The 24,981-nt window shown below is 54.5% G+C and carries 24 protein-coding genes; 15 read left to right on the top strand and 9 right to left on the bottom strand.

The features are described 5' to 3' along the window. Positions 1 to 57: 57 nt before the first annotated feature. From proP to QNH99_RS01520, 3 genes are all read left to right on the top strand, one after another. Complete coding sequence (proP, locus tag QNH99_RS01530; protein ID WP_410517223.1) at positions 58 to 1,563, top strand: glycine betaine/L-proline transporter ProP; 1,506 nt, start codon at positions 58 to 60, stop codon at positions 1,561 to 1,563. A gap of 129 nt (positions 1,564 to 1,692) precedes the next feature. Then, positions 1,693 to 2,670, top strand: a complete 978-nt coding sequence (gene hemB / locus QNH99_RS01525) for a porphobilinogen synthase (protein WP_241568191.1) — start codon at positions 1,693 to 1,695, stop codon at positions 2,668 to 2,670. A 296-nt stretch (positions 2,671 to 2,966) separates the two neighbouring features. Then, entirely contained in the window at positions 2,967 to 3,437 is a 471-nt protein-coding gene (locus tag QNH99_RS01520) for a helix-turn-helix domain-containing protein (RefSeq protein ID WP_256853400.1), read from the top strand. A gap of 9 nt (positions 3,438 to 3,446) precedes the next feature. Here the strand turns inward: QNH99_RS01520 and QNH99_RS01515 are convergent, their stop codons facing one another. The 4 genes from QNH99_RS01515 to QNH99_RS01500 all read right to left on the bottom strand — a co-directional run bounded on the left by QNH99_RS01515 (position 3,447) and on the right by QNH99_RS01500 (position 6,067). Beyond that, positions 3,447 to 4,112 (bottom strand): epoxyqueuosine reductase QueH, encoded by a 666-nt coding sequence (locus QNH99_RS01515; protein WP_145394646.1) that lies wholly within the window; start codon positions 4,110 to 4,112, stop codon positions 3,447 to 3,449. Positions 4,113 to 4,234: 122 nt separating this feature from the next. Then, positions 4,235 to 4,915, bottom strand: coding sequence for an SDR family oxidoreductase (locus QNH99_RS01510; protein WP_283350452.1), 681 nt, complete (start codon positions 4,913 to 4,915; stop codon positions 4,235 to 4,237). 131 nt (positions 4,916 to 5,046) lie between these two features. Next, positions 5,047 to 5,868 (bottom strand): hypothetical protein, encoded by an 822-nt coding sequence (locus QNH99_RS01505; protein WP_410517222.1) that lies wholly within the window; start codon positions 5,866 to 5,868, stop codon positions 5,047 to 5,049. 1 nt (position 5,869) lies between these two features. Then, positions 5,870 to 6,067 carry a hypothetical protein gene (locus QNH99_RS01500; RefSeq protein ID WP_074180982.1) on the bottom strand — a complete coding sequence of 66 codons (198 nt, stop codon included), beginning with the start codon at positions 6,065 to 6,067 and terminating at the stop codon, positions 5,870 to 5,872. Between the two features lie 611 nt (positions 6,068 to 6,678). Here QNH99_RS01500 and QNH99_RS01495 point away from each other — a divergent pair. The 8 genes from QNH99_RS01495 (at position 6,679) to QNH99_RS01460 (ending at position 14,931) form a co-directional block, all read left to right on the top strand. Then, positions 6,679 to 7,545, top strand: coding sequence for a MurR/RpiR family transcriptional regulator (locus QNH99_RS01495; RefSeq protein ID WP_063877586.1), 867 nt, complete (start codon positions 6,679 to 6,681; stop codon positions 7,543 to 7,545). An 18-nt stretch (positions 7,546 to 7,563) separates the two neighbouring features. Then, a complete protein-coding gene (gene ddpX / locus QNH99_RS01490; protein ID WP_063877587.1) occupies positions 7,564 to 8,148 on the top strand; it encodes a D-alanyl-D-alanine dipeptidase in 585 nt (194 codons plus the stop codon). After that, entirely contained in the window at positions 8,145 to 9,710 is a 1,566-nt protein-coding gene (locus QNH99_RS01485) for an ABC transporter substrate-binding protein (protein WP_063877588.1), read from the top strand. The genes ddpX and QNH99_RS01485 overlap by 4 nt, the downstream gene beginning before the upstream one ends. A gap of 54 nt (positions 9,711 to 9,764) precedes the next feature. Further along, entirely contained in the window at positions 9,765 to 10,781 is a 1,017-nt protein-coding gene (locus tag QNH99_RS01480; protein WP_109717878.1) for an ABC transporter permease, read from the top strand. A 3-nt stretch (positions 10,782 to 10,784) separates the two neighbouring features. After that, positions 10,785 to 11,678, top strand: a complete 894-nt coding sequence (ddpC, locus tag QNH99_RS01475) for a D,D-dipeptide ABC transporter permease (RefSeq protein ID WP_063877589.1) — start codon at positions 10,785 to 10,787, stop codon at positions 11,676 to 11,678. Continuing rightward, complete coding sequence (locus QNH99_RS01470; protein ID WP_063877590.1) at positions 11,678 to 12,664, top strand: ABC transporter ATP-binding protein; 987 nt, start codon at positions 11,678 to 11,680, stop codon at positions 12,662 to 12,664. The genes ddpC and QNH99_RS01470 overlap by 1 nt, the downstream gene beginning before the upstream one ends. Then, complete coding sequence (locus QNH99_RS01465) at positions 12,657 to 13,607, top strand: ABC transporter ATP-binding protein (RefSeq protein WP_410517221.1); 951 nt, start codon at positions 12,657 to 12,659, stop codon at positions 13,605 to 13,607. Before QNH99_RS01470 ends, QNH99_RS01465 begins: the two co-directional genes overlap by 8 nt. 73 nt (positions 13,608 to 13,680) lie before the next feature. Next, on the top strand, positions 13,681 to 14,931 hold the full coding sequence (locus QNH99_RS01460) for a D-amino acid dehydrogenase (RefSeq protein WP_410517220.1): 1,251 nt from the start codon (positions 13,681 to 13,683) through the stop codon (positions 14,929 to 14,931). Positions 14,932 to 14,952: 21 nt separating this feature from the next. On the opposite strand, the gene QNH99_RS01455 is transcribed toward QNH99_RS01460, so the two are convergent. Beyond that, a complete protein-coding gene (locus QNH99_RS01455; RefSeq protein ID WP_241568198.1) occupies positions 14,953 to 16,137 on the bottom strand; it encodes an NAD(P)/FAD-dependent oxidoreductase in 1,185 nt (394 codons plus the stop codon). Between the two features lie 241 nt (positions 16,138 to 16,378). On the opposite strand from QNH99_RS01455, the gene pitA reads away from it, so the two are divergent. Further along, on the top strand, positions 16,379 to 17,881 hold the full coding sequence (pitA, locus tag QNH99_RS01450) for an inorganic phosphate transporter PitA (protein WP_063877595.1): 1,503 nt from the start codon (positions 16,379 to 16,381) through the stop codon (positions 17,879 to 17,881). A gap of 36 nt (positions 17,882 to 17,917) precedes the next feature. Here pitA and uspB read toward each other — a convergent pair whose 3' ends face one another. Next, positions 17,918 to 18,253, bottom strand: a complete 336-nt coding sequence (gene uspB / locus QNH99_RS01445; RefSeq protein WP_063877596.1) for a universal stress protein UspB — start codon at positions 18,251 to 18,253, stop codon at positions 17,918 to 17,920. Positions 18,254 to 18,676: 423 nt separating this feature from the next. On the opposite strand from uspB, the gene uspA reads away from it, so the two are divergent. Then, a complete protein-coding gene (uspA, locus tag QNH99_RS01440; protein WP_063877597.1) occupies positions 18,677 to 19,114 on the top strand; it encodes a universal stress protein UspA in 438 nt (145 codons plus the stop codon). Between the two features lie 54 nt (positions 19,115 to 19,168). Here the strand turns inward: uspA and rsmJ are convergent, their stop codons facing one another. Both rsmJ and prlC read right to left on the bottom strand, forming a co-directional pair. After that, positions 19,169 to 19,921: a 16S rRNA (guanine(1516)-N(2))-methyltransferase RsmJ gene (rsmJ, locus tag QNH99_RS01435; RefSeq protein ID WP_283355498.1), complete on the bottom strand. Its 753-nt coding sequence runs from the start codon at positions 19,919 to 19,921 to the stop codon at positions 19,169 to 19,171. Between the two features lie 7 nt (positions 19,922 to 19,928). Then, entirely contained in the window at positions 19,929 to 21,971 is a 2,043-nt protein-coding gene (prlC, locus tag QNH99_RS01430; protein ID WP_410517219.1) for an oligopeptidase A, read from the bottom strand. A 373-nt stretch (positions 21,972 to 22,344) separates the two neighbouring features. Here prlC and QNH99_RS01425 point away from each other — a divergent pair, with 373 nt between their 5' ends. Together QNH99_RS01425 and QNH99_RS01420 are read left to right on the top strand one after the other, a co-directional pair. Continuing rightward, positions 22,345 to 23,187, top strand: coding sequence for a 23S rRNA (adenine(2030)-N(6))-methyltransferase RlmJ (locus tag QNH99_RS01425; RefSeq protein ID WP_063877600.1), 843 nt, complete (start codon positions 22,345 to 22,347; stop codon positions 23,185 to 23,187). A 62-nt stretch (positions 23,188 to 23,249) separates the two neighbouring features. Then, positions 23,250 to 24,065, top strand: a complete 816-nt coding sequence (locus tag QNH99_RS01420; protein WP_109717840.1) for a CPBP family intramembrane glutamic endopeptidase — start codon at positions 23,250 to 23,252, stop codon at positions 24,063 to 24,065. Positions 24,066 to 24,068: 3 nt separating this feature from the next. On the opposite strand, the gene rnz is transcribed toward QNH99_RS01420, so the two are convergent. Continuing rightward, positions 24,069 to 24,980 carry a ribonuclease Z gene (gene rnz, locus QNH99_RS01415; RefSeq protein ID WP_096012699.1) on the bottom strand — a complete coding sequence of 304 codons (912 nt, stop codon included), beginning with the start codon at positions 24,978 to 24,980 and terminating at the stop codon, positions 24,069 to 24,071. Between the last annotated feature and the right edge of the window lies 1 nt (position 24,981).

Genomic DNA, 24,981 nt, shown 5'->3' with positions numbered 1-24,981 from the left:
ACGCTATTTTCGGTTCGCGCCGTTGAGGACTTTCATGTTCCATTACAGGGTAATTCTATGAAATTGCGTAGGAAGCGTGTAAAACCAATTGGGATAGATGATGTCACCATCATTGATGATTCCCGTTTACGTAAAGCCATTACCGCCGCCTCTTTGGGTAACGCCATGGAGTGGTTCGATTTTGGTGTTTATGGCTTTGTGGCTTATGCCTTGGGTAAAGTGTTTTTCCCGGATGTCTCGCCAGGGATTCAAATGATTGCCGCCCTGGCAACCTTCTCCGTTCCATTCCTGATTCGTCCTTTAGGCGGCCTGTTCTTCGGCATGCTGGGTGACAAGTACGGTCGTCAGAAAATACTGTCGATTACCATCGTCATTATGGCGATCAGTACCTTCTGTATCGGCCTGATTCCCTCCTATGCCTCCATTGGCATCTGGGCACCGATTCTGCTGCTGCTGGCTAAAATGGCCCAGGGCTTCTCGGTCGGCGGGGAATACACCGGCGCGTCTATCTTCGTCGCCGAGTATTCGCCTGACCGCAAGCGCGGCTTTATGGGAAGCTGGCTGGACTTCGGTTCGATCGCCGGTTTCGTGCTGGGTGCCGGCGTTGTCGTGTTGATCTCGACCATTATCGGTGAACAAAACTTCCTTGAATGGGGATGGCGTCTTCCGTTCTTCCTGGCGCTGCCGCTAGGGATTATTGGCCTGTATTTGCGCCATGCGCTGGAAGAAACTCCCACGTTCCAGCAGCATGTGGATAAACTGGAGCAAGGCGACCGCGAAGGTCTGCGTGACGGCCCGAAAGTCTCTTTCAAAGAGATCGCCACCAAACACTGGCGTAGCCTGTTAGCCTGTATCGGTCTGGTTATTGCAACCAACGTGACCTATTACATGCTGCTGACCTACATGCCTAGCTACCTGTCGCACAACCTGCATTACTCCGAAGATCACGGCGTTCTGATTATCATCGCCATCATGATAGGAATGCTGTTTGTCCAGCCGGTCATGGGGCTGCTGAGTGACCGCTTTGGCCGCCGTCCGTTTGTGATTATCGGCAGCATCGCCCTGATGATCTTCGCTATTCCCGCGTTCATGATGATCAACAGTGGCGTGCTGGGATTGATTTTCGCCGGACTGCTGTTGCTGGCCGTTATCCTTAACGCCTTTACCGGCGTGATGGCCTCATCACTGCCTGCCATGTTCCCCACCCATATCCGCTACAGTGCACTGGCCAGCGCCTTTAATATTTCAGTACTGGTTGCCGGTCTGACACCAACCGCGGTAGCCTGGCTGGTTGAGACCACCAATAACCTCTACATGCCGGCCTACTATCTGATGGTGGTCGCGGTGATTGGCCTGATTACTGGTCTTTATATGAAAGAAACGGCGAACAAGCCCCTGAAAGGTGCCACACCTGCCGCCTCTGACATGGAAGAAGCGCGCGAAATTCTTCAGGAGCATCACGATAACATCGAGCAGAAAATCGAAGATATCGACGAAGAAATCGCCCGACTGGAAGCGAAGCGTAAAAACCTGGTGCAGCAGCACCCGGATATCAACGAGTAACCTCCTCGTCTCCCGCCCCTGTGGCGGGAGACACATTTACTGTCTCGGCACACCGCACACAAACCTTCATCGCCTGCGCCTAATCGGAGTAGACTAGCCGTCTTATTTAATTTGGCCAGGTGAGTAACAATGTCTGATTTTTCCCTTACCCAACGTCCCAGAAGATTGCGCGCCAGCGCGTCACTGCGAGCAATGTTCCAGGAGTCCAGCCTTAGCCTGAACGATTTGGCGCTGCCCATTTTTGTTGAGGAAGGTATTGATGACTATAAAGACATTCAGGCGATGCCTGGCGTAAGACGTATTCCGGAAAAACGTCTGGCCTATGAAATTGAACGTATTGCTAAGGCGGGTATCCGCTCGGTGATGACCTTCGGGATTTCCCATCATACCGATGCGACCGGCAGCGATGCGTGGAATGAAAACGGTCTGGTGGCGCGCATGTCGAAAATTTGCAAAGACACCGTGCCTGAAATGATCGTGATGTCGGATACCTGCTTTTGTGAGTACACCAGCCATGGTCACTGTGGCGTGCTCTGTGATCACGGCGTCGATAACGATGCCACCCTGATCAACCTGGGCAAACAGGCCGTTGTCGCGGCCGCAGCGGGGGCAGATTTTATCGCGCCCTCTGCCGCAATGGATGGTCAGGTAAAAGCGATTCGTCAGGCGCTGGATGCCGCAGGCTTTACCCAAACGGCAATCATGTCCTATTCCACCAAGTTTGCGTCATCTTTCTATGGCCCCTTCCGCGAAGCAGCCGGCACGGCGCTGAAAGGCGATCGTAAAACCTATCAGATGAACCCGATGAACCGTCGTGAGGCCATTCGCGAGTCACTGATTGACGCCGCGGAAGGTGCTGATTCGCTGATGGTTAAACCGGCGGGTGCCTATCTGGATATTCTGCGCGATATTCGTGATCGCAGCGAACTGCCGCTGGCGGCCTATCAGGTCAGCGGTGAGTACGCGATGATCAAATTCGCCGCTCAGGCGGGTGCCATTGATGAACGCAACGTCGTGCTGGAAAGTCTGGGGGCGATTAAGCGTGCTGGCGCAGATCTGATTTTCAGCTATTTTGCGCTTGAGCTGGCTGAAAACAAGCTGCTCTAGAGGCTAAATGACGGGCCTTCTGCGGCGGTGCTTGCGCCAGCGCAGAAGGTGTTCTTCCCGTCCTGCAAGGCAATAAATTAACCACCCTCACAACGCTCATAATACAATAACATTACGCCTCGCCCTTCCTCATCTCAGAAACAAAAAGCACACATGCGGCTACCTAATATAATTATTCGACCTATAGTTCCACATGGCAGGAAATAACCATTCACTTCCTTAAGAATCTTTACGTTCGTAATGTTTTGAGAAACATAGGATAATTTACAATCGCCTTCAAAATTTAAGGGGGTGTTATGAATGAGAATAAATACAATGAGAGCGTGATTATTTCTGTTACCGAATGGATTAATAAAAATTTGGATCAGCGTTTAAGCATCGATGATATTGCCGAAAAAGCCGGTTATTCAAAATGGTATCTGCAAAAATTATTTTCCCGTTACAACAATGAAACTCTGGCGCGTTATATTCGCAGAAAGAAATTAATTGCCTGTATTAATGATTTAAAATACAGCCGCGCGCCCATCATCAGTCTGGCGGTGAAATACCATTTCGAAAGCCAGCAGTCATTTACACGTTCATTTAAGCAGATGATGGGCTGTACGCCGAGCGTATGTCGTAAAAGACAGCTATTGGACGACAGCAATCAGGATGCGAATACGCATCCTTGCAGCTTATGTAGTCGGGGGGAAAACAGCGCAAAAAAGAAAGGATCTGGCGGAATAAAGGAAACCCGCGGTTTCGACAATATAGCCCGCCTGCTTTAACAAAAACCGTTAACGCGCGTTATCGTCAGGTTGATAGTACTGTACGCCAATCTGAATCCGCTCGCGGCCACTGGCGACACGATGACGATTTGTATCACGCAAGGAGTAAACACATCCGCAATATTCTTGCTGATAAAAACTCTCACGCTTACTGATTTCAATCATGCGCGCCGATCCCCCGCCTTTACGCCAGTTAAATTCCCAGTAGGTCAGATCGGGATAGTGGGCGGCAGCGCGTACGCCACAGTCATTAATTTGCTGCATGTTCTTCCAGCGGGAAATCCCCAGGGAACTGGTTATCACCGGGAAGCCATTTTCGTAGGCGTACAGCGCCGTGCGCTCAAAACGCATATCGAAGCACATGGTACAGCGCTCGCCTCGCTCGGGTTCCCACTCCATGCCTTTGGCGCGTTTAAACCAGTCGTCACGATCGTAGTCCGCATCCACAAAGGGCACACCAAACTTTTCGGCAAAGCGAATGTTTTCTTCTTTGCGCAGCTCGTACTCTTTGAGCGGATGAATATTCGGATTGTAAAAATAAATGGTGTACTCAATGCCGGATGCCAGCATGGCCTCCATAACTTCTCCCGAACAGGGCGCGCAGCAGGAGTGCAACAGAACTTTCTTGTGACCGCCGGGCAGCGGTAGCGGTTCACGCTGGTAGGGCTGAGACATAAGCACCTTCAATCAATGGAATCAAAGAGGCAGTGTAATGCCGGGACGTAAATGTTGCAAAATTTCGCATAACAACGGGCTGACATGCGCCAGCCCGCCGGTCACGCCTGAGCGATGTGCTATCACCACTGCAGCGTTTTACCTGCATAGTCAAGATAGTGGTGGCCGCCATGTCCACGGTGGGTGGTCAGCTGGGTAAAGATGCCGTTGGCACTCTCTTCAGGCGTCAGTGGCGCTGCATCGCCGCCCATATCTGTTTTGACCCAGCCGGGATGCAAGGTGATTAACGTCCCGTTCTGGGCATCCACCGTTCTGACCAGCGAGCGAGTGAGCATATTCAGGGCCGCTTTACTGGCAGAATAAAGCGGCGCGTCTGCGCTGCGATTCTCATTCAGGCTGGCAAGTTGAGAGGAGGTGAGTGCGAGTACGCCGTTTTGTTGGTTCAGTAACGGCAGCAGAATTTCCGCACTCCGAATCGGTGCCACGGCATTGGTCATAAACAGCTGGGCCAGTTCAGCGTCGTCGCTTTCCGACAGCTTTTGATGGGACGGGCCATAAATACCGGCATTAATCAGAATGGCGTCAAAAGGCTGTCCGCTCAGTCCAACAGCAAAATGCTTAACCGCCTCGGTCTGCGTCATATCAAGCCGGTGCCAGTCAACCTGAGGGATATCACCTTGCGGTGGATGATCCCCGCGATGGGTCGCCGTCACCTGCCAGTCATGGGCGGCAAACGCCTTTACGACGGCCAGTCCTATGCCACGTGATGCGCCAATCACTAAGATTTTCCCTTGATAAGCCATACGGTTTCCTCGTTGATGAAGTCAGTAATCAGAGTAGATGTTGATCGACGAACACACTGCATCCTGAATGCTTTTTGGATTAACACAGCAACACTGGCGCCGCGTTAACGCCCAGCTGCATTCTCCCTGGGTTATTCGATTTGCTGATCTGGCGGTGATGACTTGTCACCTTCACGACTCTTCTCGACGCTCTGCGGATGGTCTTCCCCCATTGTGAGGGCGGTAGCGCTGGCGGGATCGAATAGCGAGAAGCTTTCAATCTGGTCCACCATAATGACTTTGCGGAATGCCATCGCATTCTTCGGCTCAGAATCCAGCGTAATGCCGTGCTCGGCGTACCAGCTGCTGTAATTGTGTTCCACCGACAGCTTCAGCGTATGGCTGTCGCGGTAGCCACTCAGCATCGGAATAAGCACGATATTGGCTGTGCTTTCGTATTCAAAGGTGGCGGCATGCACCATACCGATATAAATCCGTCGGGATTTTAAGGTGATCCACGCCAGCTCCCCCTCTTCCATACACTGAAACAGCATCTGTTCGACACCATTAGATCGAGAGAGTTTTTGATAGAGATCTTTTCGGCCTGAAACGTTCAGTTGCGCACTGCCCGCCCAGTTTGATCGATAAAGGCAAAACAGGATGGCAAAGGCCAGCATAATCACCACAGGTGCCTGGATACCCAGAAAACTCCAGTTCATAAACTTCATTTGCAGCTGCAGATGATCGCCGGGAAACACATACAGGAAATTAGAAACGGTTGAAATAATAAACAAGATAAACCAGATAAAGGCGGTGACGAAAACGCCCTGAAGCACAAAAATACAACCGTAAAGTGCGACCAGAAAATAGACATCCCAGCCTGAAGAACGGCGCATTTTAAAACGGCTGGACAGATCCCGGCTGGTATACCAGTAACCACTCACCATCAATACCATAAAAATTGCGGTTCCCACCTCAGACTCCTTTTAAGGTATTGACGTGTCGATTGAAATCGTCTTTCACTTCATCACTGAGAATATTGACGGCAGCATTGCCGTTTTCATCGATAATTATGCGTTCACCATCCGCAATGGAGTCGTTTATGTCCTGGCGGCTCATTATCTGGAGGAATTTATCCGGGCTGGCGAACAAAGAACGAACAAAGCTAATCATGGTGTGTCACTTAACGAGTTAAAAGAACAAGTATGTGACCGAATCGTGTTTACTGCCATTTTATAGTCGGTAAACATTCCTAAAAGATGATTAACGAAGCGGTAAAAAAGCATAATTATTGCGGCCAGTCATTTGTGCCACATTGATAAAATCCTGCTGAGAAACTCAATATTTCATTCTTGTTTCGATAATTGTGGCAGGCCCGTTTCTGTTAACACCGAGGCGTGCGCATCTCTGCATATTCATGAGAATCCTCGCGGTTTCAGCGTAGTGCCCTGCCGACTTGCCTTCCCTACGGTCAGTCAGCGGTTACCGCCCCGTGCGACCTCAACCTCACCGGCTCTGCGTTACGGTGGAAAGGCGCGTCGGTTTATCCACCTGCATCACATATCCTGGCGATATTGTTGCACTAGTGTGATGCAGGTTTTAATTATGTTGCACCCCAATTGCGCTTACCTGATGAACGGGATATCAACTTCTCGCAAACCCCTTTACTGAATCATCTGACGTGCGGCCTGTTTTTATGCACCTCAGAAAGATGGCATGCATTGTGCTTGTTACTTAACTAACAACATGGCGATCAATGACAGCCAGGTAACATTGAGGACGAGATGAGCGCTAACGCAGACCTGTTCAAAAAGATTGAGGCCGCTTTTAGCCTGCAAACGCCAAGCGAAAAGCGGATTAGTTCGTGGCTGTTAAGTCATCCCGAGCAAATACCGTTTGAAACGGCCGACAGCATTGCCCAGTCAACCGGGACCAGCGGTATTACCGTAGGGCGTTACCTGCGCAAGCTGGGTTTTAAAAATCTTGATGATGTGAAAAACCTGCTGCGCGATGTGCCTAACACGCCTTACAAGCAATGGGGCGTTATTGATCGTCTTGACTCATGGGAACAGCAACGCACGCTGCCCGATCCCTCCAGTCAGTCGCTACAAATGGAGTTAGATGCTATCCGCTATGTCTATCAACTGGCTCAGACAGATACGTTTCGCCATATCAGCCAGCAAATCGCGGATGCCGAAACGGTCATCGTGCTGGGTATTCAGTCTACCCGCGGTATCGCTAACACCTTTTTCAGTCATCTGGAATATTTACGCCCGCGCGTGACCTACGCCGATGGCAGCTCAGGCAGCTGGCTGGAGTCGCTGAATTCTGAGTCTGCCAAACCTTATGTGATTCTGACGGATACGCGCGCCTATTCCACCGTGGCAAGACAGTTTTGCCGGGTTGCCACCGAGCGCAAGGTTGCAACGGCACTCGTCACCGATATCTGGTGTCCCTGGGCACGTGATTACCCGGTGGATTTGCTTCAGGTCAAAACGGACACCGCCAATTTTTGGGACTCACTCGCGCCCCTGAGTTGCCTGTTTAACCTGCTGCTTTCCGCCGTTGTTGAACGCCTTGGCCCCGCGCTTTCTCAGCGACTGGCACAAAACCGACTGTTACAGCAGGAATTTGGTCAATTTGAACATTAATAAAACAGGGATCACCGCATGATGCAGGAAACAGAGTTGGTCGATATTGCAGCAGCCTTTCCTGAGCTCAGTATCGACCTCAAATATGCCACCGCCGACAACATCACGGGCCAGCCTATCTACAGCGTCGCCCGCTGCCTGCTGCACCCTGATGCCGTGAAAGCGCTGGAGAAAAGCATGGCGATTGCAAAAGTGGCCGGATTCACCCTGCTGGTGCTGGATGCCTATCGCCCGCAAAAAGCGCAGGAGCTGCTGTGGCACGCCTGCCCTGACCAGAATTATGTCGTGCCGTTATCGCAAGGCTCCAACCACAGCCGTGGCACCGCCATTGACGTCACGCTGGTCGATGCGACAGGACAGACGCTGGATATGGGCACCGGGTTCGATGACATGCAGGCGCTATCCCATCCTTATCATCCCGACGTACCGCTTGCTGCCCAACGCAACAGACTGCTGCTTAATGCCGTGATGTTTGGCGGCGGCTTTACTGGCATTGCCACGGAATGGTGGCATTTCGAATTACCGGAAGCGGCCCGTTACCCGCTTCTCAACGATGTTTTCACCTGCATATCCCCAGCCCAGACTGACGGAGTATTACCATGAAAATGACGCACACAGCCCCCGGCTATTTTCGCCCTTTGTTACTCGCCATCACCCTGGCCGCCACAACGACGTCCGTTTTGGCGGCGGTACCCAAAGATATGTTAGTGATTGGTAAAGCTGCCGATCCTCAGACGCTTGATCCTGCCGTCACCATCGATAATAACGACTGGACCATTACCTACCCTGCCTATCAGCGATTGATCAAATACAAAACCGAAGGCGGTAAGGGTTCTACAGACGTTGAAGGCGATCTGGCGGAAAGCTGGCAGAGCAGCGAGGAGGGTAAGGTATGGACGTTTAAATTACGCCCAGGCGCTGCGTTTGCGGACGGTTCAGCCGTGAATGCTGAGGCCGTTAAGCTGTCGTTTGAGCGCCTGCTGCGTATCAAACAGGGCCCTTCCGAAGCCTTCCCGGCCGATCTTAAAGTCGAAGTGGTAGATCCGCTAACCGTGCGCTTCACCCTGAGTACGCCTTTTGCGCCTTTCCTGTACACCCTCGCTAACGACGGTGCCTCCATCATTAACCCGGCCGTGCTCAAGGCTAACGCGACTGACGACGCGCGCAGTTACCTGGCGGAACATACTGCAGGCTCGGGCGCTTATATGTTGCAGCGCTGGCAGAAAGGTCAGCAACTTGTGCTGGTGCCTAACCCACACTTTGCCGGGCCAAAACCGGCGTTTAAACGGGTGTCGGTGAAGATCATCAGTGAAAGCTCAGCCCGACGCCTGCAGTTGGCCAAAGGGGATGTGGATATTGCTGATGCCTTGCCGGTGGACCAGTTTGCCGCGCTGAAAAAGCAAAATGATGTGGCCGTGATGGATTATCCCGCCCTGCGGGTCACCTATCTCTACCTGAACAACAGCAAAGCGCCGCTCAATCAGCCAGATTTGCGCCGGGCGATATCCTGGGCCACCGATTATCAGGGGATGGTGCAAGGCATTCTGGGTGGCAACGGAAAACAGATGCGTGGACCGATCCCGGAAGGCATGTGGGGTTACGACGCGAAGGCCATGCAGTACAGCTTCAATATCGCAAAAGCCAAAGCTGAACTGGACAAGGTTGCCAGTAAGCCACAGTCGCTGTCGTTTCTCTATTCTGACAGCGACCCAAACTGGGAGCCGATTGCCCTGTCAATGCAGGCCAACCTGCAGGCTATTGGGATCAAGGTAAAGCTGGAAAAACTGGCTAACGCCACCATGCGCGAGCGCATCGGCAAGGCGGACTATGACATTGCGATTGGTAACTGGAGCCCAGACTTCGCCGACCCCTATATGTTTATGAATTACTGGTTTGAATCTGACAAAAAAGGGCTGCCAGGTAACCGCTCGTTTTATTCCAACCCGGACGTGGATGCGCTGCTGAAAAAAGCGGTATCGACCCCGAATCAGGCTGAACGGACGACCGACTACCAGCAAGCGCAAAATATCGTGATTAAGGATGCGGCTTACGTTTATTTATTCCAGAAGAATTATCAGGTGGCGATGAATAAATCGGTTAAAGGCTACGTGTTTAACCCGATGCTGGAGCAAATTTTTAATATCGCCACCATGCACAAAGAATAACACCCCTCACGCCCGTTCATGCAGGGCCTGCCCGGCCCTGCTGAGGAAGACATGATGAGTTACTGGAGTTTAGTAAGACAGCGTAGCTGGGGACTGCTGTTGGTGGTCGCCGGCGTCTGCGTCATTACGTTTATTATTTCGCATCTTATTCCCGGGGACCCAGCCAGGCTTCTGGCAGGTGACCGCGCCAGTGATGAAATCGTCCAGCATATCCGTCAGCAGTTGGGGCTGGATTTACCGTTATGGCAACAATTTATTCGTTATGTGGAACAGCTGTTACATGGCGATCTGGGAACCTCTATCCGGACAGGCCGCCCTGTGTTAGAGGATTTACGGGCGTTTTTTCCCGCAACGCTGGAGCTGGCCAGTTGCGCCCTGTTGATCGCCCTGCTCGTTGGCGTGCCGTTGGGCGTGCTCTCTGCGGTGTATCGTAACCGCTGGCTCGATCATCTGGTGCGCCTGCTGGCGCTGACCGGGATTTCAACCCCGGCGTTCTGGCTGGGCCTGGGCGCGATTGTGCTGTTTTATGGCAAGTTAAACCTGCTGCCCGGTGGCGGACGACTGGATGACTGGCTCGATCCCCCCACGCGCATCACCGGTTTCTATTTGGTTGATGCCCTGCTGGAAGGCAACATCGAGGTCTTTTTTAATGCGCTTCAGCATCTGATTCTGCCTGCCACCACCCTGGCCTTTGTTCATCTGGGCATCGTGGCGCGCCAGATTCGCTCGGCCATGCTGGAACAACTGAGCGAAGACTATATTCGCACCGCGCTGGCCAGCGGCCTGCCGAAATGGACGATCGTCGTGCGTTATGCCCTGCCCAATGCCCTGATTCCCTCCGTGACGGTCCTGGGGCTGGCATTAGGCGACCTGCTGTATGGCGCGGTATTAACCGAAACCGTGTTTGCCTGGCCTGGCATGGGCGCTTATGTGGTGTCCTCTATTCAGGCGCTCGATTTCCCGGCGGTGATGGGCTTTGCCATCGTGGTTTCCTTTGCGTACGTATTGGTAAATCTGTTCGTGGATCTTCTTTATCTGTGGATTGACCCGCGCATGGGTCGGGGAGCGTAGGACATGATGATAACGCAAGAACAGCCTGCCGTGCGTCAGGTCAAACCCGGCCTGTTCGCCTGGAAACGCCGCCTGTGGATGCTGAGCAAAAGCCCGCTGACGCTGCTGGGAGCCGCCATCATCATTCTGATGCTGGGGTTAATGGTGTTTTCACCCTGGATTGTCCCCCACGATCCCAATGCCATCAGTTTGACCGATCGCCTCCAGGCACCCAGTGCCGCGCACTGGTTCGGTACTGATGAAGTGGGCCGGGACTTGTTCAGCCGGGTACTGGTCGGCAGCCAACAGTCGGTGGCGGCAGGACTGGCTGTCGTGCTGCTGGCAGGCATAAGCGGGTCGTTACTGGGCTGCCTGTCCGGTGTGTTAGGCGGTCGCAGCGATGCGATGATTATGCGCCTGATGGACATCATGCTGTCGATTCCTTCGCTGGTACTGACCATGGCGCTGGCTGCGGCGTTGGGGCCGAGCCTGTTTAACGCCATGCTGGCTATCGCCATTGTGCGCATCCCCTTTTATGTCCGGCTGGCGCGGGGTCAAACGTTAATCGTCAGGCAGCATACCTTCGTGGAAGCGGCAAAAACCTTTGGTGCCTCGCGCTGGCACCTGATTAGCTGGCATATCCTGCGCAATGCCCTGCCGCCGCTGGTGGTGCAGGCCTCGCTGGATATTGGCAGCGCGATTTTGATGGCGGCTACGTTGGGTTTTATTGGCCTGGGCGCTCAGCAACCCACAGCGGAATGGGGCGCGATGGTGGCTAACGGCCGCAACTACGTTCTGGATCAGTGGTGGTACTGCACCTTTCCCGGGGCCGCGATTTTAATCACGGCCGTGGGATTCAATCTGTTTGGCGATGGCATCCAGGACCTGCTGGATCCGAAAGCGGGAGGACGTAACTGATGCAAGAGAGAATCCTGACGATTGAGGATCTACGGCTGAGTTTCCCGGTTTTTCAGGGAGAGGTGAACGTGCTGAACAGCGTATCGATGCACATCAATCGTGGCGAAATTGTGGGCGTGGTTGGCGAATCGGGTTCGGGAAAATCCGTCACCGCCATGCTGGCGATGCGGCTGATTCCAGAACACAGCTATCACATCAAGAGCGGCAAGCTGGAGCTGGCTGGGCAGGATGTGCTTGCCGCCAGTGAAGTCGACATGCGCAAGCTGCGCGGTAATCGCGTTGCCATGATTTTTCAGGAGCCCATGACCGCCCTGAATCCGACCCGTCGCATCGGCAAACAGATGGTGGATGTGATTCGTCAGCATCGTCCTCTGTCTGCCCGTGAAGCAAAAGCCCGCGCGCTTACACTACTGGGCGATATGCAAATCGCGGACGCGAAGAACGTCATGGAGCGCTATCCTTTTGAACTTTCAGGCGGAATGCGTCAGCGCGTCATGATTGCCCTGGCTTTTTCCTGTGAGCCTGACCTGCTGATTGCGGATGAACCCACAACCGCGCTGGACGTTACCGTTCAGCGCCAGGTGCTGCGCCTGCTGAAACAAAAAGCCGAAGCGACCGGCACCGCCGTGCTGTTTATCAGCCATGATATGGCTGTGGTTTCCCAACTGTGCGATCGGATTTACGTCATGTATGCCGGGGCCGTCATTGAAAGCGGCGTGACTGACACCGTCCTGCGTTCACCGTGCCATCCCTATTCCATCGGCCTGCTGGCCTGCTCGCCGGACGCCATTGAACCGCGTGCGCCGCTGGCATCAATTTCCGGAACCGTACCCAATCTGGCCTGCTTGCCCGCAGGCTGTGCCTTTCGCGAGCGCTGTTTTGCGGCGGGAGAACGCTGCAGCAACCCGCCGCGACTTCATGCCACAGGCGACACCGCCCAGCAGGTCGCGTGCTGGTATCCACAACAGGAGACGCGTCATGTCTGATGCTCTGCTTACGCTGCAAAACGTGCATGTCACCTTCCCTGCCAAAAAGAACTGGCGCGGCAAAGTAACGGAACGGGTTCATGCGCTGAATGGCCTGGATATTCAGGTCCGACAGGGCGAAACACTGGGGATTGTTGGCGAATCCGGCTGTGGGAAAAGCACCCTGGCGAAACTGTTGATGGGCATGCTGAGTCCGACCTCAGGCCAGCTTGAACTGGCAACGGCCCCCGCCGGTCATCGGGGACGTCGTATGCAGATGGTGTTTCAGGACCCCCTCTTTTCCCTTGATCCTCGCCTGCCCGTGTGGCGCATCATCACCGAGCCGGTGTGGATTCAGTCGCGTCCGTCAGAAAAAGCGCGGCGGGCGTTGGCGGAATCACTGGCAAACCAGGTCGGTATTCGTCCCGAATACCTGGACCGGCCGCCGCATGCGTTTTCCGGCGGGCAGCGTCAGCGCATCGCCATCGCCCGGGCCCTGTCATCCGAACCCGATATTATCGTCCTGGATGAACCGACCTCCGCGCTGGATATTTCTGTTCAGGCGCAGATTCTGAATCTGCTGGTGGACCTGCAAAAACAGCAAAACCTCACCTACATCCTGATCTCGCATAACGTGTCGGTGGTGCGCCATATGAGCGATCGCGTCGCGGTCATGTATCTGGGGCAGATTGTGGAGCTGGGCGAAACACAGCGTGTTCTGGATGCGCCCCAGCATCCTTATACCCAGTTACTGATGGAGTCGGTACCACGCATCGGCGCGGCGCTGGACGGCGCGCCGACCAACACCGAGCTACCGGGTAACCGTCACCTGCCGACGGGATGCTATTTTCGCGATCGCTGTCCACAGGCAACACGCGGCTGCGAGTCGCCCCAGCCACTGTTATTACAGGAAAAAGGCAGTGCGGTGAGATGTTGGCAGGCGCAAAACCCCATCCAGGCCTAAGCCATACCGAACACAGACCGCGCGGACAATGCCAGCGCGGTTGAGCGATAACGCGTTCAGGATAAATATCAAGATGAAAATTATTGTACTCGGTAGTGGTGTCGTGGGCGTGACAACCGCCTGGTATCTGCAACAGGCCGGGCATCAGGTGACCGTGATTGAAAAAGAAGCCGGTCCGGCATTAGACACCAGCGCCGCCAATGCCGGGCAGATCTCCCCGGGTTACGCCGCGCCCTGGGCCGCGCCGGGTGTCCCCTTAAAGGCAGTGAAGTGGATGGTACAACGCCACGCGCCCCTTTCCGTGCGTCCGGACGGCTCCCGCTTTCAGCTCGCCTGGATGATGCAAATGCTGAAAAACTGCAATCCGCAAAGCTATGCCGAAAATAAGGCCAGGATGGTCAGGCTGGCAGAGTACAGCCGCGACTGCATCAGAGCACTGCGGGCCAGCACGGGCATTGAATATGAAGGACGTCAGGGAGGCACGCTGCAGCTGTTTCGCACCGCTCAGCAGTTTGACAATGCGGCACGCGATATCGCCGTGTTACAAGACGCCGGCGTTCCTTATCAACTGCTGGAAGCCTCACAACTGGCCGAGGTTGAACCGGCGCTGGCGGCGGTTAAGCATAAGCTGACCGGCGGGCTGCGACTGCCTAATGACGAAACCGGAGATTGCCAGTTATTTACCCAGCAGCTTGCGGCGAGGGCGCGCAAGGCTGGCGTCGACTTCCGTTATCACACCAACGTCGATGCGCTGCTGACACAGGGAGACAGGATAAGCGGGATTGTTTGTGGCGCTGAAACGCTGACGGCGGACGGATACGTCATGGCTTTGGGCTCCTACTCCACGCAATTGCTCCGGCCGCTGCTGTCTGTTCCGGTTTACCCACTAAAAGGCTATTCACTGACGATTCCGATTGTCGATGCGTCCGGCGCACCGGTATCCACGGTGCTGGATGAAACCTATAAAATTGCTATTACGCGTTTTGATAATCGTATTCGCGTGGGCGGTATGGCGGAAATCGTGGGATACAGCAAAACCCTGCTGCCCGCCCGGCGGCAAACGCTGGAGATGGTCGTCAACGATCTCTTTCCACAGGGCGGACAGGTGAGTCAGGCAACCTTCTGGACCGGATTACGCCCAATGACGCCGGACGGCACGCCCATCGTTGGTCCGACGCATTTCACCAACCTGTGGCTGAATACCGGGCACGGCACGCTGGGCTGGACGATGGCCTGCGGCTCCGGCCAGCTGTTGAGTGATGTGATTTCAGGCAAACCGCCGGCGATTGCCCATGCGGACTATGCCGTGTCGCGCTATGCCTGAGCCGCGCGGTTTGTGGTGATGTTACAGAGCCTGGGCGCAAGCCCAGGCCGAACTCCAGGCCCACTGGAAATTGTATCCCCCCAGCCAGCCGGTCACATCGACCACCTCGCCGATGAAATAGAGCCCCGGCACGTCGCGCGCTTCCATGGTTTTGGATGAAAGCTGAGTTGTGTCAACGCCGCCGAGGGTGACTTCGGCGGTGCGGTAACCTTCCGTGCCGTTAGGCTGCACCTGCCAGCCGTGCAGCGTCTGCACCAGTTCTGTCTGCTGTTTGCTATTGAGTTGCTTCAGCGTGACATCCGGCACGACTTTCATTTCCTGCAAGACTTCGACCAGGCGCTTAGGCAGAATTTTGGCCAGGCTGTTTTTCAGGCTCAGATTCGGATGCGCCTCTCGCTGAATCGTCAAAAAATCATCCAGACGGGTGGCCGGAGAGAGATCCACCGTGAGGAACTCGCCGGGCTGCCAGTAGCTGGAAATCTGCAACACTGCCGGGCCGGACAGACCGCGATGGGTGAACAGCATCGCCTCTTTAAATAGCGTGCCGTCCTTTGCCGCAATGGTCGTATCCAGCGCGACGCCAGACAGCGTCTGCAGTTGGTCTAATAGCGGTTTGTGCAGGGTAAAAGGCACCAACGCCGCGCGCGTTGGCAACACACTAAGCCCAAACTGCTCAGCAATTTTATAGCCGAACGGCGATGCGCCCAGGCCCGGCATGGAAAGCCCGCCGCTGGCAATCACCAGCTTCTCTGCCTGCACCGCGCTGCCGTTGAGCTGCAGATGGTAGCCCGCGTCATCCCGGGATACGCTCAGAATGTCGCTGCGCAGGCGAACGGTGACGCCACCGTTGTCACACTCTGCGATTAATAAATCCACCATCTGCTGGGCAGAATCATCGCAGAACAGCTGTCCCAGGGTTTTCTCATGCCAGGCAATGCCGTGACGATTCACCAGATCGATAAAATCCCATTGGGTATAGCGCGCAAGGGCCGACTTACAAAAGTGGGGATTATTCGACAGATAGGCGGCGGGTTCAGTGTAGAGATTGGTGAAATTGCAGCGCCCGCCGCCGGACATCAAAATCTTGCGGCCCGGCTTCTTGCCGTTATCCAGCAGTAATACACGGCGACCACGCTGTCCTGCCTGCGCAGCACAAAAAAGCCCGGCAGCGCCTGCCCCAATTACGATAACGTCAAACTGTTCCACTGCAATTGCCCACCTGGTAAGAGAGGGGCAGATTGTAGTGATCTGCTCCTGTGGATGCCAGTGTCAAAATTTTGCCGTAAATATGTCACAATGTAACTGGTTAATTTATATGGACTTTGTACCTGTTAACCGGGTTAATTGACATTTTTAGTCCAAATCATGACTATATTTTCCTTTCCCAGACCGCATGTTGTCGCGGATAATGCGCCGCGTTCATGTCCTCCAAAATGGCGTAACGTCTATGCTACATCTGTTTGCTGGTCTAGATCTTAGCACCGGCCTGTTACTGATACTTGCTCTGCTGTTTGTATTGTTTTACGAAGCAATTAACGGCTTTCATGATACGGCCAACGCGGTTGCGACGGTCATCTACACCCGTGCCATGCGTGCTCAGCTTGCCGTTTTGATGGCGGGGGTTTTCAACTTCTTTGGTGTATTGCTCGGCGGATTAAGCGTGGCTTACGCTATCGTGCATATGCTGCCTACCGATCTGCTGCTGAATGTTGGCTCGGCTCACGGTCTCGCCATGGTGTTTTCCATGCTGCTGGCGGCGATTATCTGGAACCTGGGCACCTGGTATTTGGGGCTTCCGGCTTCCAGTTCCCACACCTTAATCGGCGCGATTATCGGCATCGGCCTGACCAATGCATTAATGAACGGCACCTCGGTCGTCGATGCGCTTAACATTCCTAAAGTGCTGAATATCTTCCTGTCTCTGATCCTTTCTCCCATCGTCGGCCTGGTGATTGCGGGCAGCTTAATCTTTCTTCTTCGCCGTTACTGGAGTAACACCAAGAAGCGTGCGCGTATTCATATGACGCCCGCAGACCGGGAGAAAATTGATGGCAAGAAAAAGCCGCCTTTCTGGACGCGTACCGCCCTGATTATCTCCGCCATTGGCGTCAGCTATTCACACGGTGCAAACGACGGGCAAAAGGGGATTGGCCTGATCATGCTGGTTCTGATTGGCGTTGCGCCAGCAGGCTTTGTGGTCAATATGAATTCATCGGGTTACGACATCACGCGCACGCGCGATGCGGTTAACCACCTTGAGCAATATTACCAACAGCATCAGGCGTCATTGACCCACATCATCCAGATGGCCCCGCCTAAACTGCCCACGCCAGAAGAAGTCGCCCCGGCAACGTCAACCGAGTTTCATTGCGACAGCGCGCGTGCGCTGCAGGCCGTGCAGCGTGCTCAGGTGTTGCTGAACAATCTGCAAAGCTATGGCGATCTGTCCGTCGATCAGCGTAGTCAGATGCGCCGCCTGTTGCTGTGTATTTCCGACACCGCCGATAAAGCGGCGAAGCTGCCGGAAACCTCCGCTGACGATAAACGCTTCCTTGGCAAGCTCAAAGGCGATCTACTGAACACCGTTGAGTACGCGCCGGTATGGATTATCATGGCGGTTGCGCTGGCTTTAGGCATCGGCACCATGATTGGCTGGCGTCGTGTTGCCACCACCATCGGTGAGAAAATTGGTAAGAAAGGCATGACCTATGCGCAGGGCATGTCCGCGCAGGTAACAGCCGCCGTATCGATAGGCATTGCCAGCTACACCGGCATGCCGGTCTCCACCACGCATATCCTGTCCTCTTCCGTTGCCGGTACAATGCTGGTAGACGGCGGTGGATTGCAGAGCAAAACCATCAAAAACATCGCCATGGCGTGGGTATTTACGCTGCCGGTCTGTATTTTGTTGTCGGGTTCGCTCTACTGGATCGCGCTCAAGCTCATCTGAGACAGCGGCAAATCAGGGCGACTTCGGTCGCCCTTTTTAATGCCAGATGGCCAGCGCAATCAGGCTGATCACCACTAATCCGCACAGCGAACTGGCCAACATAAACAAGCCTCTCACCCGCTCACACCGGCGAATAAATTCGTCATCATGATGATCAAGATAGCGTCTTGCCCAGATATAGCGCACCAGCCTGACCTGCTTGCCGGGCTGACCATGGGCGGTGAAAAACCCTGCGCCGTCAACGTACTGATACAGCAACGGATCGCAGCCACGCAAAACTACCAACAGCGCACGCAACGAAGAGAAATAGCGCGCCATATTCACAATACATACCACACAGAGAGCCCAAAAAAGCGCGATAGTGCTGATCATCTACCCCTCCTTACCGGCACTGCAGAAAAGTGCTGAACGCGCACCCTGCTGAACAGTCCCTGCAGAATTAGCCAACAACCCCATTAAATGATTTGTAGTTTTATTTTTGAAATATCTGAACAGACGCAGCAATGTGACGAAGGCTGCTTTTTCAGTTTAGGAGCAATGTTCAATTTTTTACCAGCAAGGATTTTCGTTTTATACGAGTAAAAATCGTTCATCATTGATCTTATTCACAACCCAGACGGCTTCAGACGCATTTGTTAACACAGATGACTATACTTTCAGGTATAACAACATTATCGCCTGTGCTGTACGTTAACCATTTCGGTGGCGCGCATCGCCCGTTCGCGCAATGGATTTCGCAGCTATGACGCGTCTGGAAACCGCTGCCATTCTGAATCTCGTGGAAGGAGTTATATCATGGCTTACAAACATATCCTGATTGCAGTCGATCTTTCGCCAGAAAGCCAGTTGTTAGTCGATAAAGCTGTCTCGCTCGCGCGTCCTTATGACGCAAAAATTTCGTTGATTCATGTCGATGTAAATTACTCTGATCTCTACACCGGCCTGATTGATGTCAACCTGGGCGATATGCAAAAGCGGATTTCTGAAGAGACACATCAGGCGCTTAAAAGCCTGTCGGATGCCGCGGGCTATCCTATCACCGAAACCCTGAGCGGCAGTGGCGATCTCGGTCAGGTGCTGGTGGATGCGATTAAGAAATACGATGTGGACATGGTGGTGTGCGGTCATCATCAGGACTTCTGGAGCAAACTGATGTCGTCTGCCCGCCAGTTGATCAATACGGTGCATATCGACATGCTGATTGTGCCGCTGCGCGACGAAGAGGAAGAATAATTCGCCTGCGTTAAGCCGGTGCGGCTGACGTGCCCACCGGCTTCACAAACCCCGCTATTCAGCCAGTGGCGGATAGATATCGAAGCGGTGACTTTTGGTAAGCACCGCAGACTGCGTAACAACCCCTGCCAGCGGTGGCGCGTAATCCGGGCGTTTCACCACGATACGTTTCTTTGCCAGACGGCGAGCCGGTGCCAACAGAGCATCAGCGTCCTCATCCGCCCCAACCAGCGACTGAAAGACCCGCATCTCTTTTTTCACCATGGCGCTTTTTTGCCGATGGGGATACATCGGGTCGAGATAAACCACATCCGGCTGCAGGGTGATATCGGTTAAGGCCTGAACGCTGGAGGCATGAATCAGCGTCAGGCGCTCACGCAGCCAGTCGCCAATCTCTGCATCCTGATAACCGCGCGTGAGTCCATCATCGAGCAGTGCGGCGACCACCGGATGACGCTCCAGCATCCGTACCCGGCAACCGAGCGCAGCCAGCACAAAAGCATCCCGGCCTAATCCGGCGGTGGCATCCACGACATCGGGCAGATAATCGCCTTTTATCCCGACCGCTTTGGCTACCGCTTCCCCGCGGCCGCCACCAAAACGGCGACGGTGCGCCATCGCGCCAGAGACAAAATCCACGAAGATACCGCCCAGTTTAGGCTCATCCCGTTTACGCAGTTCAAGATGTGTGGCGGTTTTGACCAGCGCCAGCGTCGCGTCTTCACAGTGCGTCAGTTGCCAGCGCGCGGCTAAAACAGTTAAGGCGCCGTCACCGGCGCCTGTCTCATCAAGTAAACAGATTTTCACGTACGGCTTATCCCTGAATACCGTAGTGTTCCAGCATGGCATCCAGCTGTGGTTCACGACCGCGGAAGCGTTTAAACAGTTCCATCGGCTCTTCTGAACCGCCGCGCGTCAGAATGTTGTCGAGGAAGGACTGCCCGGTTTCCCGGTTGAAAATCCCTTCTTCTTCAAAGCGCGAATAGGCATCCGCCGCCAGCACGTCGGCCCACAGGTAGCTGTAATAGCCTGCCGCATAACCTCCGGCAAAGATATGGCTGAAGGCATTAGGGAAGCGGCCCCATTCCGGGCTGGGCACGACGGCCACTTTGCTTTTCACCTCACGCAGGGTTTCCAGAATCTGTGCACCTTTTTCCGGGTTGAACTCGGTATGCAGGCGGAAGTCGAACAGGCCGAACTCCAGCTGACGCAGAATAAACAGCGCCGCCTGGTAGTTTTTCGCCGCCAGCATTTTATCCAGCAGCGCTTTGGGCAGCGGCTCACCGGTTTCGTAGTGACCCGAAATAAACGCCAGTGCTTCTGGCTCCCAGCACCAGTTTTCCATGAACTGGCTTGGCAGCTCAACAGCATCCCAGGGCACACCGTTGATGCCGGAAACGCCTGCCGCTTCAATGCGCGTCAGCATATGGTGCAGGCCGTGACCGAACTCATGGAACAGCGTGATCACTTCGTCATGCGTAAACAGCGCAGGCTTACCACTTACCGGACGATTGAAGTTACAGGTGAGGTAAGCCACCGGTTTTTGCAGGCTGCCGTCCGCTTTACGCATTTGTCCAACGCAGTCGTCCATCCATGCACCGCCGCGTTTGTGCTCGCGAGCATAGAGGTCGAGGTAGAAACTGCCGCGCAGCTCGCCGCTTTCATCGAACAAATCAAAGAAGCGGACATCCGGATGGTAAACATCGACGTCAGTGCGCTCTTTGGCGGTAATACCGTAAATGCGCTTCACCACTTCAAACAGGCCGGACACTGCACGAGATTCCGGGAAGTAAGGGCGCAGCTGCTCATCGCTGATGGTATAAAGATGCTGCTTCTGCTTTTCGCCGTAGTAGCTGAGATCCCATGGGTTCATGGTTTCTACGCCAAACGCTTTTTGTGCAAAAGCGCGCAGCTGAGCCAGCTCTTTCTCACCCTGTGGACGGGCGCGATCGGCCAGATCGTTCAGGAAATCGATCACCTGTGCCGGGCTCTGTGCCATCTTGGTGGCCAGGGATTTATCCGCGAAGGAGTCGAAGCCCAGCAGTTGCGCCAGCTCGTGCCGCAGCGCCAGCTCTTCCGCCATAATCGGACCGTTATCCCATTTACCCGCGTTAGGGCCTTGATCGGAGGCACGGGTCGAATAGGCGCGGTACATCTCTTCACGCAGAGCGGCATTATCGCAGTAGGTCATCACCGGCAGATAGCTCGGGATATCCAGCGTCAGCAACCAGCCTTCCTGCCCTTTGGCTTCCGCCTGGGCTTTGGCTGCGGCCAGCGCGCTTTCCGGCATGCCGGCCAGCTCGCTTTCGTCCGTAATCAGCTTGCTCCAGCCCATTGTGGCATCAAGCACGTTGTTACTGTAGGCCGAACCCAGCTCGGAAAGGCGGGCCGCAATTTCGCCGTAGCGTTTCTGCTTGTCTTTTTCCAGACCAATACCGGAAAGCTCAAAATCACGCAGGGCGTTATCGACGGCTTTCTGCTTTGCCTGATCCAGCGAAGCATAGTGACTGCCTTCTTTCAGATTGCGGTAGGCCTGATAAAGACCTTCGTGCTGGCCAACCCAGGTGCTGTATTCAGAAAGCAGCGGCAACGTTTGTTCATAGGCTTCGCGCAGTTCCGGGCTGTTTTTGACCGAGTTCAGATGGCTGACCGGCGAAAAAATCCGGCTCAGGCGATCGTCGGTCTCCGCCAGCGGCTGTACCAGATTGTCCCAGGTGTAAGGTGCGCCTTGCGCCACTACTTTTTCCACCATTGCACGGCATTCATTCAAAACGTCGGTCACGGCGGGCACCACATGTTCAGGCTTAATCGCTGAAAACGGGGGAAGTGTGAACGAGGTGAGTAACGGATTGGTCATAGCGCAGTCCTTTAACAATGTGTGGGGCGCGATGAGTCGCGCAACGCAATTCAATTAACATGCGGTCGGATACCGCGAAAATCAATGGCGCGACTTGTCGTGATGTAAACAATGGCGCGGATTATGATCCTACAGACGATGAGATCAAGCATAGCTGAGGACAACGCAGGCTATCACTTTCCTGTCGCGGCATGGTTAACAGATGTTAACAGCCTGTGTCAGCATCCTGATTTGAGTGTAAAGCGGACTGAACAGCGCAGGCAGGACGCGCGGACCACGGCTGCGCGCGAAATGCCAGCAATTATTCCTGTCTGTCGTTATAATCGGGCCAACGTTATCATTTTTAGCTTCAACCGCGGACATCCCCTTTTTTATGCTGAGTTATCGCCACAGTTTTCACGCCGGCAACCATGCCGATGTGCTTAAGCACACCGTACAAAGCCTCATCATCACCGCCCTGAAAGAGAAAGAAAAACCCTTTCTCTATCTTGATACCCATGCCGGTGCAGGCCGTTATCAACTGAGCGGCGAGCATGCAGAGCGTACCGGCGAATATCTGGAAGGCATTGGCCGCGTCTGGCAGCAGCCGGATGCGCCCGCATTGCTGCAACCTTATTTTGATGCCATTCATGCCCTGAACCGGAGCGGTACGCTGCGTTACTATCCGGGCTCGCCGCTGATCGCCCGTCATTTGCTGCGTCCAGAGGATAAGCTTCAGCTTACCGAACTGCACTCCAGTGATTACCCCCTGCTGCGAACCGAATTCAGTAAAGACAGCCGCGCGCGCGTTGAAAAGGCCGATGGTTATCAGCAGTTAAAGTCAAAGCTGCCGCCGTTGTCACGTCGTGGTCTGGTACTGATCGATCCCCCATACGAAATGAAGAGCGATTATCAGGCGGTCGTCAAAGGCATTCAGGAAGGCCACAAGCGCTTTGGCACGGGCGTTTTTGCCCTGTGGTATCCGGTGGTTATGCGTCAGCAAATCAAACATATGCTGCGCGATCTGCAGGCAACCAACATTCGTAATATCCTGCAAATTGAGCTGGCCGTGCGTCCTGACAGCGATCAGCGCGGTATGACGGCTTCCGGGATGATTGTGATCAATCCACCGTGGAAACTGGCCGATCAGATGAATACATTGCTGCCGTGGTTGCACCAGAAACTGGTGCCAACCGGTACAGGCCATTTCAGCGTAAACCAGATCGTACCGGAATAACGCCCTTCTCAGATTAGCGCCGCCGCTTCTGGTGCAGCGGCGTTATATCTCAGGTCATTTTTATGTGGATCATCCTGGCAGGTGCACTGGCTGCCCTGCAACCGGCGAAACGCCTCTCACTGTTATTACTGGCACTGGCAACGGCGCTGGGGGTTTACCAGAACGTTCTCGACTGGCCTGTTACCCTCGTTTTTGCTGCTGTTGCCGCACTGGTCGCGTTTCGTATTTACGACCGTCGGAGCCAAGTGTGGCAGAGCATCAGCGAGGCGCTTCTGGTGTTGATTGCCCTCGCGCTAATGCTGCATCTTATTCCTGGCTTCAACAACCCACGCCAGATTGATGCCGTTCGGGCTGGCGCGCACAGCCTGCCCTTCTCTTTTTCATTTAATTTCGATAAAGCCCTGATTCCTTTCTTGCTGCTGGCCTGTATGCCAACGCTGTTTAAAGCCGAGGCGCACCCACCGCGCACGCCTGTGTTATGGCTGCTGCCCGTAGCGGCGATTCCACTGCTGTTAGTCAGCGCGGTATGGCTGGGTGGCCTGGCGTTTGAGCGACACGTTCCTGACTGGCTGGGGGCCTTTGCCCTGGCAAACCTGTTTTTTGTGTCGCTGGCTGAAGAAGCATTTTTCCGCGGCTACCTGCAGCAGCGCCTGCGCCAGAAATGGGGCAGCACAGTTGCCCTGCTGGTCACCGCCTTGCTGTTTGGCCTGGCGCATGCGCCAGGCGGCGTGCTGCTGATGGTCTTTGCCGGGCTGGCCGGGCTGATTTATGGCCTGGTCTGGCACTGGAGTGGTCGCTTATGGCTGGCCACGGCGTGCCATTTTGCGCTCAATATGGTCCACCTGCTGTTTTTTACCTATCCGGCACTGGCGCACTGACCATCACAGCCTGAATACCGCCAGGTCCTGGGCCATCTCCGTTTCAGGGAAGATGGCCTGGCACTCGGCCAGTAAACGGGCCATATCTCTGGCAAGATAGCGCGAACTGAAATGGGTGGCGATCATCCGTTTTGCACCGGCCTGCTTTGCCACTTTTGCGGCCTGCACGGTGGTTGAGTGACCGCGTCCGTTGGCTTTTTCAGCCAGTGCATCCTCCAGCGTGGTTTCGTGTACCATCACATCCACATTCGCGGCCAGCTGTAACGCCACCTCGGTAGGTGCGGTATCGCCAAAAATCGCCAGCGTTTTGCCTTTGGTGGGCGGCCCTAAATACTCAGCACCATGAACCGTGCGACCATCCTCCAGCGTGATGCTGTCCCCCAGCTTTAGCTGTTGATACCACGGGCCACGCGGCACACCTTCTGCCTTCAGACGTGCGGCATCCAGAAAGCCGGGCTTGTCTCGCTGCTCAATACGATAGCCAAAGCAGGCAATGGTGTGATTCATCGGCCAGGCCGTAACACGAAACTCGCCATCATCCAGCACCTCGCCCGCCTCGATTTCAATCACCTCCAGCGGATAGTCGGTGTACGAGCTGGACAGAGACAGAGCGTTATCGACAAAGGCTTTCAGGCCTTTGGGGCCATAAACCGTCATCGGCGTGGTAAGTCCCGCCATTGAACGGCTGGTAAGCAGGCCGGGCAGACCAAAAATATGGTCACCGTGCAGATGCGTAATAAAGATTTTATCGAGCTTGCCGGGTTTAAGATCGGAGCGCATAAACTGAAGCTGTGTCCCTTCACCGCAGTCAAACAGCCAGGTGTCGCCACTGTCTGCATGGGTAAAGGCAATGGCAGTGACGTTACGCTGCAAGCTCGGCGCGCCACCGCCCGTGCCAAGAAAAGTCAGGTGCATG

The organism is Pantoea allii, from assembly GCF_046529425.1.
Classification (GTDB): Bacteria; Pseudomonadota; Gammaproteobacteria; order Enterobacterales; family Enterobacteriaceae; genus Pantoea; species Pantoea allii.
Note: the sequence above shows the minus strand (reverse complement) of the source record. Positions and strands in the feature narration are given on the sequence as shown.

What these genes read in the sequence shown, in the direction of transcription:
- proP (WP_410517223.1), top strand. Translation starts at nt 58, where the DNA reads ATGAAATTGCGTAGGAAGCGTGTAAAACCAATTGGGATAGATGATGTC.
- hemB (WP_241568191.1), top strand. Translation starts at nt 1,693, where the DNA reads ATGTCTGATTTTTCCCTTACCCAACGTCCCAGAAGATTGCGCGCCAGC.
- QNH99_RS01520 (WP_256853400.1), top strand. Translation starts at nt 2,967, where the DNA reads ATGAATGAGAATAAATACAATGAGAGCGTGATTATTTCTGTTACCGAA.
- QNH99_RS01515 (WP_145394646.1), bottom strand. Translation starts at nt 4,112, where the DNA reads ATGTCTCAGCCCTACCAGCGTGAACCGCTACCGCTGCCCGGCGGTCAC.
- QNH99_RS01510 (WP_283350452.1), bottom strand. Translation starts at nt 4,915, where the DNA reads ATGGCTTATCAAGGGAAAATCTTAGTGATTGGCGCATCACGTGGCATA.
- QNH99_RS01500 (WP_074180982.1), bottom strand. Translation starts at nt 6,067, where the DNA reads ATGATTAGCTTTGTTCGTTCTTTGTTCGCCAGCCCGGATAAATTCCTC.
- QNH99_RS01495 (WP_063877586.1), top strand. Translation starts at nt 6,679, where the DNA reads ATGAGCGCTAACGCAGACCTGTTCAAAAAGATTGAGGCCGCTTTTAGC.
- ddpX (WP_063877587.1), top strand. Translation starts at nt 7,564, where the DNA reads ATGATGCAGGAAACAGAGTTGGTCGATATTGCAGCAGCCTTTCCTGAG.
- QNH99_RS01485 (WP_063877588.1), top strand. Translation starts at nt 8,145, where the DNA reads ATGAAAATGACGCACACAGCCCCCGGCTATTTTCGCCCTTTGTTACTC.
- QNH99_RS01480 (WP_109717878.1), top strand. Translation starts at nt 9,765, where the DNA reads ATGAGTTACTGGAGTTTAGTAAGACAGCGTAGCTGGGGACTGCTGTTG.
- ddpC (WP_063877589.1), top strand. Translation starts at nt 10,785, where the DNA reads ATGATGATAACGCAAGAACAGCCTGCCGTGCGTCAGGTCAAACCCGGC.
- QNH99_RS01470 (WP_063877590.1), top strand. Translation starts at nt 11,678, where the DNA reads ATGCAAGAGAGAATCCTGACGATTGAGGATCTACGGCTGAGTTTCCCG.
- QNH99_RS01465 (WP_410517221.1), top strand. Translation starts at nt 12,657, where the DNA reads ATGTCTGATGCTCTGCTTACGCTGCAAAACGTGCATGTCACCTTCCCT.
- QNH99_RS01460 (WP_410517220.1), top strand. Translation starts at nt 13,681, where the DNA reads ATGAAAATTATTGTACTCGGTAGTGGTGTCGTGGGCGTGACAACCGCC.
- pitA (WP_063877595.1), top strand. Translation starts at nt 16,379, where the DNA reads ATGCTACATCTGTTTGCTGGTCTAGATCTTAGCACCGGCCTGTTACTG.
- uspB (WP_063877596.1), bottom strand. Translation starts at nt 18,253, where the DNA reads ATGATCAGCACTATCGCGCTTTTTTGGGCTCTCTGTGTGGTATGTATT.
- uspA (WP_063877597.1), top strand. Translation starts at nt 18,677, where the DNA reads ATGGCTTACAAACATATCCTGATTGCAGTCGATCTTTCGCCAGAAAGC.
- prlC (WP_410517219.1), bottom strand. Translation starts at nt 21,971, where the DNA reads ATGACCAATCCGTTACTCACCTCGTTCACACTTCCCCCGTTTTCAGCG.
- QNH99_RS01425 (WP_063877600.1), top strand. Translation starts at nt 22,345, where the DNA reads ATGCTGAGTTATCGCCACAGTTTTCACGCCGGCAACCATGCCGATGTG.
- QNH99_RS01420 (WP_109717840.1), top strand. Translation starts at nt 23,250, where the DNA reads ATGTGGATCATCCTGGCAGGTGCACTGGCTGCCCTGCAACCGGCGAAA.
- rnz (WP_096012699.1), bottom strand. Translation starts at nt 24,980, where the DNA reads ATGCACCTGACTTTTCTTGGCACGGGCGGTGGCGCGCCGAGCTTGCAG.